Annotated in this window: 1 pseudogene; it reads right to left on the reverse strand. The window is 64.7% G+C overall.

The annotated features are described in order from the left end of the window. Positions 1–255, reverse strand: a pseudogene (locus SB771_RS35730) (hybrid sensor histidine kinase/response regulator); the annotation flags it as partial.

Consider the following 255-nt stretch of genomic DNA (forward strand, 5'->3'; position numbering starts at 1 on the left):
GATCGCCCGGATGGATCAGTTCGAAAAAACCGCGCGTTGTAATGGCGAGGCGTCCTTCGGCGTAACCCGCGAGCGCTTCCAGTTCGCGGCTCCACCAGAACTTGCCGGTCTTCGGTTCGTGCGACCACGCGCCCATGCGCGCGCCGCGCATGGCCAGACTCAATACGTCGCGGCTTTCCTGCAATTCCCGTTGTGCCCGCTGATGCGCGGCCACCGAAGCCTCCGCATTACGCCGCGCGAGCACGAGTTCCTGCT

The organism is Burkholderia sp. SIMBA_051 (assembly GCF_046534915.1).
GTDB classification, from domain to species: domain Bacteria; phylum Pseudomonadota; class Gammaproteobacteria; order Burkholderiales; family Burkholderiaceae; genus Burkholderia; species Burkholderia ambifaria.